The 7,749-nt window shown below is 57.4% G+C and carries 7 protein-coding genes and 2 pseudogenes; 3 read left to right on the top strand and 6 right to left on the bottom strand.

Annotated elements, in window-relative coordinates:
• Nucleotides 1-178, bottom strand: a 178-nt coding sequence (locus tag L1D47_RS19560) for a transposase (RefSeq protein ID WP_239886477.1), incomplete at its 3' end; no start/stop codon positions are given.
• 81 nt (nucleotides 179-259) lie between these two features.
• Here L1D47_RS19560 and L1D47_RS19555 point away from each other — a divergent pair.
• On the top strand, nucleotides 260-427 hold the full coding sequence (locus tag L1D47_RS19555; RefSeq protein ID WP_239886476.1) for a hypothetical protein: 168 nt from the start codon (nucleotides 260-262) through the stop codon (nucleotides 425-427).
• A gap of 55 nt (nucleotides 428-482) precedes the next feature.
• On the opposite strand, the gene L1D47_RS19550 is transcribed toward L1D47_RS19555, so the two are convergent.
• On the bottom strand, nucleotides 483-2,153 hold the full coding sequence (locus tag L1D47_RS19550) for an amidohydrolase (protein WP_239886475.1): 1,671 nt from the start codon (nucleotides 2,151-2,153) through the stop codon (nucleotides 483-485).
• 137 nt (nucleotides 2,154-2,290) lie between these two features.
• A complete protein-coding gene (locus tag L1D47_RS19545) occupies nucleotides 2,291-3,379 on the bottom strand; it encodes a GGDEF domain-containing protein (RefSeq protein ID WP_239886474.1) in 1,089 nt (362 codons plus the stop codon).
• Nucleotides 3,380-3,667: 288 nt separating this feature from the next.
• Between L1D47_RS19545 and L1D47_RS19540 the strand changes: the two genes are divergently transcribed.
• On the top strand, nucleotides 3,668-4,348 hold the full coding sequence (locus L1D47_RS19540) for an energy-coupling factor ABC transporter permease (RefSeq protein WP_239886473.1): 681 nt from the start codon (nucleotides 3,668-3,670) through the stop codon (nucleotides 4,346-4,348).
• A gap of 65 nt (nucleotides 4,349-4,413) precedes the next feature.
• Here the strand turns inward: L1D47_RS19540 and proC are convergent, their stop codons facing one another.
• The 3 genes and pseudogenes from proC to proB form a co-directional block, all read right to left on the bottom strand.
• On the bottom strand, nucleotides 4,414-5,289 hold the full coding sequence (proC, locus tag L1D47_RS19535; RefSeq protein ID WP_239886472.1) for a pyrroline-5-carboxylate reductase: 876 nt from the start codon (nucleotides 5,287-5,289) through the stop codon (nucleotides 4,414-4,416).
• Between the two features lie 8 nt (nucleotides 5,290-5,297).
• Nucleotides 5,298-6,545 (bottom strand): glutamate-5-semialdehyde dehydrogenase, encoded by a 1,248-nt coding sequence (locus tag L1D47_RS19530; protein ID WP_239886471.1) that lies wholly within the window; start codon nucleotides 6,543-6,545, stop codon nucleotides 5,298-5,300.
• A gap of 2 nt (nucleotides 6,546-6,547) precedes the next feature.
• Nucleotides 6,548-7,492: pseudogene (gene proB, locus L1D47_RS19525) on the bottom strand (glutamate 5-kinase); the annotation flags it as partial.
• Nucleotides 7,493-7,601: 109 nt separating this feature from the next.
• On the opposite strand from proB, the pseudogene L1D47_RS19520 reads away from it, so the two are divergent.
• Nucleotides 7,602-7,749 (top strand): annotated as a pseudogene (locus L1D47_RS19520) (IS4 family transposase); the annotation flags it as partial.

Genomic DNA, 7,749 nt, shown 5'->3' with positions numbered 1-7,749 from the left:
CCGCTTCTCTTGACGTGGTGTTTGATTTCTTCTCAGCACTAGAGCGCCAACTGTAGAGTTGTGACTCGTAAAGATTAAGCTCACGCGCTGCTGCGGCTACACCAATTTTCAGAGCAAGCTTCAGCGCTTCTGTTTTAAATTCTTGCGTGTGGATCTTGCGGGGTTTCTTTGTTGACATATTTCGCCTCAATAAGCGAGTTTACTCACTTAGCGAGATGTCCAAAAGTATTGGATCAGATCACTGCGCTCCGGTGGGGATATGGTGCAGTTTCTGCTGCGCACTAACCTGGTGGGCTGGAGCCGTTTCGGTCACCTGGCGCTTAAGGAGATGTATGCCTGGTATAACGCCGGCCATATCGATGCCGAGGCGGTGGATGCCTATCTGGACTGCGAGTATCGCGCCATGTTGGCGTCATCGCGAGGCTAAAAAAGCCCGGCAATCAGGCCGGGCTTTTTCTTAACAGACGCTTTGTTGGCTTCCTCTAACGGCCACTCTCGATGTCGAACACCTTCTTGCCGTTGACCCAGGTCTGGTTGACCTGTGTCTGCCATAGCCGCTCTGGGGCCATGGTGAAGGGATCGCTTTGTAACAGAATGAAGTCGGCCTTCATACCGGGTCTGAGCTCTCCTATCATGGTCTCCTGATGGGCGGCGTAGGCGGCGTCATGGGTAAAGCTGTTAAGTGCCTCTGTTAGGCTCATCTTCTCGCCCGGATACCAGCCTAGCTCGGGGCGGTTAGTATGATCCTGGCGGGTAACCGAGGCGTGCAGACCAAAGAAGGGGTTGGCCGACTCGATGGGGAAGTCTGATCCGGCGGCGATCACCGCGCCGCTGTCTAGCAGCTTACGCCAGGCATAGGCCCCCTTGATCCGCTGCGGGCCGACTCTGTCTTCGGCCATGTTCATGTCACTGGTGGCGTGGGTCGCCTGCATGGAGGCGATCACCCCCAGCTCGGCAAACCTTGGTATGTCGCTCAGCTGCAGGATCTGAGCATGCTCCACCCTATGCCTCAGCGCCTTGGTCTGGGTCTTGGCGATCTCCCTCTGGTAGTGGTCAAGCACCAGCTTGTTGGCGCGATCGCCAATGGCATGGGTGTTCACCTGAAATCCCGCCTGCATCGCCTTGTGCATCAGTGCCTTGAGTTCATCTTCCTTGTAGAGCAGCAGCCCCTTGTGGCCGTGAAGATCCGAGTAGTCCTGCAGCAGGGCGGCGCCGCGACTGCCCAGAGCACCATCGGCAGAGATCTTCACGCTGCTGATATCCAGCATGCTACCAGGGTGGCGGTAGGGGCCCTTGGCCAGCGTCTGCTCGAACTGGCTGTCGTCGGCGGCGACCATGGCGTAGATGCGGATCGGCATCTGCTGCTCATCGGCGAGTTGACGGTAGGCGGCCAGGGTATCGTGGCCGACACCGGCATCGTGCACACTGGTGAGGCCTAAACGGGCAAGGTCGGCCATGGCCGCGCGCAGTACGCGCACCTGTTCAGCCTGAGTCAGGGGCGAGATCTGCTGCTCTATCAGTGCCATGGCATTATCGATAAACACGCCGCTGGGTTGCCCCTTGCCGTCGCGGATGATCTCGCCGCCATCGGGCGCCTGGGTATTAGCATCTATGCCCGCCAGCTTCATGGCGGCGCTGTTGGCCCAGCCCGCATGGCCATCGACCCGCCTCAGCCACACTGGCGTGTCGGGAAAGGCCTTATCCAAGGCTTTGGCGGTGGGGAAGCTTTTCGCTGGCCAGAGCACCTGGTTCCAGCCGCGGCCCAATATCCAGTTGAGATCCGGGTTTTGCTTGCGAAATGCCTCGACGCGCGCCACGGCAGCCCGTTCAGACTGGCTGCCCTTGAGATCGACCCGGATAAGATTGAGTCCCCATCCCAGTACGTGGCCGTGGGCATCGATGAGCCCAGGCAGCATGGTCTGCCCCTTGGCATCGATCACCCGGATGTTGGGAGATTGCGTGTGCAGCTCACTCGGCGGCTGCTGGTAGATCTTCTCTATCTTATCGTCACTAAAGGCGATGGCGCTAAACTGGGTCAGCTTTCCCTGCTCCAGGGTGTAGCCCTTGAGGTTATGGACTAGGGTGGTTTGCGCCAGGGTGCTGGCGGAAAACAGCAGACCCAGGGCGAGGCTTGTCTTAGTTAGGGTATTCATATTATTGATTTTTATCTGTTGTGTTCGTCTCGATACTAGCAGCTTAAGGGGTAATGGCAAACTAGCCATAGGTCGTGGCTGGCATACGCCAGGATAGCCTGAGCTAAAGCCGCAGTAGTGGCCTTAATTGCCGATGTTTAGTCGTTAACGGCGCAGATGTGAGGGCTGGCGGCTTCAGCCTCGACCCGGTTGCGGCCCTTGTGTTTGGCTTGATAGAGCGCGTTATCGGCGCGGTTGACCAGGGTTTTGATGGTGTCATCTTCTCTGAGCTGGGCGGCTCCCAGGCTGATGGTGAGAGACTGGCCATCAAACTTCTGTGCGGCGATATCCTGGCGTAACTGTTCGGCAACGGTGACACAGATTGAGAGTGAGGTATCGGGCAGCAGGATCACGAACTCTTCGCCGCCCCAGCGGGCCAGAAAATCTCCCTCACGGCAGAGGCTCCTGAGGCTGTCGGCCAGCTGGATCAGCACGCGATCGCCTGTCAGGTGGCCGTGGGCGTCGTTAATCTGCTTGAAGTAATCCACATCCAGAATCAGCAGGCTAAAGGGGGTCTGCTGGTGACGGCTCTTCAGCAGATACTCCTCGATCGTGATGTCGAGCTTCTCTCTATTGTAGAGGCCGGTGAGTTTGTCGGTCTCCGCCAGTTTCTGGATCTTGGCGTTGCGCTCGCCCAGTTGACGATAGGCCGAGGACCGGGTGCCCTCGTAGAAGCGAAACAGCAAAATATGGGCAATCGATACCTCGATGACATTGAACAGGGCGCCCATGCCGAAGGTGACAGGCTTAGCCTCCTGGATCTGGTTATAGACGATATAGGCGCATACCCCGAAGGCGATTAGAGAGACCAGGCTGCCTCGTTGCCTACCGAGGAGGAAGAAGGCGAACGGCGGGATCAGGGTGGCCCAATAGAGGGAATGGGCATAGCCGCCCACCGAGGCGACAAACAGCAGGATCAATCCGGTGACCATCAGGGTCACTGCCCAGGAGGCGAGGTTGACGTTAGCGGTGCGGTTGAAGAAGGCCAAAATCGATAGGGAAATCACGAAGCCGCTGGCGTCCAGGGTGGCGTACTCATAGCTTTCGAAATAGAAGATGTTGAGCAGGGTGAGCACCAGGAAGAAGCTGCTGCTGAGCAGCAGGGTATGGCCGATCAAACGGGTGCGCCAATAGTCTCTGTGGCCCGGTGGATATTGGGCAAAGTCTTTGTACCAGTACTTAAGCATGATGTCCCTTTCTTCACTGCGTCAGAGGATTATTACCCAGAATTGAGTAGATTAACAGTGGCTTATATTGTGACCACTCCAATGCCAGTTAGAGGAGAGCCTGCTCTTGTCGGGTGAACGCTTGATGACGTGGTATTTGGGGCTGTGTTAGGGTGAGTACAAAGGGGACGACGCTAACCTGAACGTATTTGGAGCTAGGATAGGAAGGGGACGAAGACGGCATTCTTACTACAAAGGTGGAGTGAGGATTAACACTGCAATTGGTCGATTAAAGGATTGGAAGGGACGATGACGGCATTCTTACTACAAAGATGGAGTGAGATAAATTGGCAATTGGGCGGTGCTCAGCTGCTGGCCATGGTCGTGTTAGCGCTCTGGTTATGGGCCATCTGGCCCGTCGAGGATGTGAAGGCGCTACTCAAGGATAAGGCGCTACAGACCCGCCTGCTGCTGGCCATCTTCTTCGTTAACGCCCTGTGGCTGATCGACGCCAGCATCACCCCGGGGATCCACGCCCATTTTCTCGGCATAGTGACCCTGATGCTGATGTTTGGTTGGCGCCTGGCCACCTTGGCGCTGCTGTTGCCGGTCGCCTTCTTTGCCACCTTCATGCTCAAATTACCGCTGGATTTTGCCATCTATGGCCTGGTGGCGATCGCCTTGCCGCTGTTTCTCAGCTATGTGGTCTACAGTCAGGTATTTAAGTATTTGCCCCACCATCTGTTCGTCTACATTTTCTGTGGCGCCTTCATGAATGCCTTCCTCTGCATAGTGTTTCACATTCTCTGCTGGTCGACCTGGCTCTACCTGAGCAGCGACTATGACTGGAGCTACCTGGCAGATAACTATCTGTTGCTGATTCCCTTGCTGGCCTTTCCCGAGGCGCTGCTTAACGGCATGGCGGTCACCCTGATGGTGGTCTACCGCCCCGAATGGCTCTATGACTATTCCGACAGAACCTACTTTTAATCCCTAGGGTAAAAGTCCCGCGCAAAACGCCTCTTCTCTTTATTAAGGCTTAAGAGGATAACCGCTTAGCCGAGTGCCAGCTCTTTGGCCCGGCGAGCCGCGCTGTCCATCGCCTTGGCGACCAGGGCATCGAGATCCCCGTGCTGAAAAGCGAGCACCGCCTGCTCAGTGGTGCCCTTGGGCGAGGTAACCTGACGGCGCAGGCTGGAGAGCCCCTCCTTGCTGGCCATCGCCATCGAGATGGCGCCCATGGCACTCTGCAGTACCGCCTTGCTGGCGGTTTTGGGGGGTAAGCCCTGGGCGATGGCCGCCTTCTCCATCGCCTCTAAGAACAGGAAGAAGTAGGCCGGTGAGCTGCCTGCCGTGGCCACTATGCTGGCCATCTGGGTCTCATCTTCCAGCCAGACGGTGTCGCCTACGGCGCGCATCAACTGCTCGGCATCGTCTAAGGCGAGCCTGTCGAGATGGCTAGGCACAAAGAGGCCCGTCAGCCCCTTGCCGATGGCGCTGGGCAGGTTCGGCATGGCGCACACCAGCTGGGTATGCTGGGGCAGTCTGCCTGAGATGCTGGCGTGGGTCAGCCCCGCGGCAATCGAGACAATCAACTTCTGCTTGCACAGGGGGGCTAGCAGTGGGCACAGCTCCTCGCAGACCAGGGGAACGATAAAGGGTTTCACCGCCAGTATGATGATGTCGGCAAAGGCAACCGCGGCGCTGTTATCCGAGTGCACCTTGACATTGAAGTCTTTCACCAGGCGGCTGCGGGTGTGCTGGCTGGGCGCACACACCAGGATCTGATCGGCTCTGTGACCATGCTTGATCAGGCCGCGTATGATGGCGCTGGCCATGTTGCCGCCGCCGATGAAGGCGATGCGCAGGTGCGGGCTTAAGCCTGTGTCTTGGGTAGAGATACTTGCCTCCTGTAACGCTTGATAGGACATGTTTTATGTTAGGCGCGGATCTGACCGTCGCCATTGACCAGATATTTCTCCGTGGTGAGGGACTCGAGTCCCATAGGGCCATAGGCGTGCAGCTTAGTGGTGGCGATGCCGATTTCGGCGCCTAGCCCCAGCTCGCCGCCATCACTGAAACGTGACGAGGCATTGACCATGACCACAGAGGCATCGACGGTACGCTGAAAACGCTTGGCGGTTAGCTCGTTTTCGGTGCAGATCACCTCGGTATGACGACTGCCGAAGCGATGAATATGGGCGGCGGCCTGGTCGAAGTCCTCTACCTGGCGAACGGCGAGTTCGAGCGCCAGATACTCCTGACCGAAGTCTGTCTCCTCTAACACCTTGGCCTCACTGAAGTACTGCTGAGTATTGGTACAGCAGTTGATCTTCACCTGGTGCTTGGCCAGCGCCGTGGCGGCCATGGCGAGAAACTGAGGGGCAATCTCGCTGTGCACCAGCAGGCCCTCGAGGGCATTACACACACCTGTGCGTTGCGTCTTGCCGTTAAGCAGCAGTGCCAGCGCCTTATCCAGATCGGCATCTTTGTCCACATACAGGTGACAGACGCCCTTAAAGTGCTGAATAACCGGGATCTTACTGTGCTCGGTAACGAAATTTATCAGTCCCTCGCCGCCACGTGGGATGATGACATCGATGTGATCGCGTTGCTGCATCAGCTCCATCAGCAGGGCGCGGTCGGGATCGGGCACCACGGCGATCAGCGCGGCCGGTAGGCCATATTGTTTGAGGACCTTCTGCAAGACGGAGGCGATCACCTTGCTGGTGTTGAGTGCCTCCTTGCCGCCACGCAATATCACCGCATTGCCCGACTTAAAGCAGAGGGCACCGGCGTCGGCGGTAACGTTGGGGCGCGCCTCGTAGATCATGCACACCACGCCCAGAGGCACCCGCATCTTACTGATGTTGAGGCCATTGGGGCGGGTGCTGAGGTCGCGTTGCTCGCCGATAGGGTCGGGGAGGCTGGCGATGTTTTCTATGCCTTGGGCCATCGCCTCGATACGATCGCCGTCCAGCGTCAGCCTGTCTATCATGGCGGCGCTCAGGCCAGCCTGTTCGGCGGACGCGAGATCGATAAGGTTGGCGCTGCGGATCTCGAAGCTGGCGGCGCGCAGGCTGCGTGCCATGTCCAGCAATATGGTGTTCTTGGTCTGGGTGTCGACCTGGGCCAGCGTCTTCGCGGCCTGGGCGGCATCCATGGATAGGGTTTCGATTATGCTCATATTTACTCCAATATGGCGATGTTCTCATCGCTTAAGATAGGACCGGTTTGCTGCTCGACATCGTGGGCAAACGCGCGATCCTCTTGCTTGGCGATAAAATTCAGTAAGCAACTGCTGTAATTGGCCTGGGCCTTCGCCAGCTTAGTGCCATCGCCTTTGCGCACTAGGACTGTGTCGCCGACGGCAAAGTTGCCTTTTACGGCGACGACATCGTCGCTGGTCAGTTGCGTCTCCTGGTCATCCAGGGGGGCGTCGAAGTTGTCTTCGACGATCACCTCGCCCTGGGCCTGTGAGGTATGGGTCATCCAGTGCACATGCTCCTGCATGGGCTGGTCGAACGGGGTGAACAGGGTGCCCGGATTCTGTCCCTTGAGCAGACGGTTGAAGGCGTCTGGGTCGAAGCCATTGATGATCACCGTCTCAATGCCGTGGGCAATCGCCTTCTCGGCCGCCTCTATCTTGGTGCGCATGCCGCCTGTGCCGACCTCGCTGGTGGCACCACCGGCCATGGCGTAGACAGACTCGTTGATCTCGTTCACCTGTTTGATCAGCTTGGCATCATCGTGCAGCTGCGGGTTCTTGGTGTAGAGCCCGTTAACGTCGGAGCAGATGATTAGGGCGTCGGCATCGGCCGCCGCCGCAACCATGGCCGACAGGTTGTCGTTGTCGCCCACACGTAGTCTGTCTGTGGTGACCGCATCGTTTTCGTTGACTATGGGCAGCAGGTCGTGATCCAGCAGGCTAAAGAGGGTGTTCTTGATGCTGATGTAACGCTCACGATCCCTGAGATCCCCATGGGTGACCAGCAGCTGGGCCGAGGGAAAGTCGAACAGCTTGTCCCAGGTGGCCATCATGTCGGCCTGGCCTGCGGCGGCCATCGCCTTCTTCTGTGACACGCTGGGCTGTTTGACATCGCCCAGCCTGTGCCAGCCCGCGGCCACCGAGCCCTGAGGAATCCCCTGATAACTTTGAGATAAATCATGAAATTAGAGTGAACTTACACCTTGGAATGTGATCTGATTAAGCGCAAACAAAAAACAATCACGGACTTCCAAGGTGCAAGCATTAACTATCTTACATCAATCCCTCTATCAACATTGCCCAGAAATTCACCAAAAGCGTCTAAATACCCTCATGGTTGCCTGCCGGGCTCTCATTGATTCAGACCGTCTTACATTGACCGCTTTAGGTCGTCAGGTCGTCA

It is taken from the genome of Shewanella sp. Isolate7, assembly GCF_022398425.1.
Taxonomy (GTDB): Bacteria; Pseudomonadota; Gammaproteobacteria; order Enterobacterales; family Shewanellaceae; genus Shewanella.
Note: the sequence above shows the minus strand (reverse complement) of the source record. Positions and strands in the feature narration are given on the sequence as shown.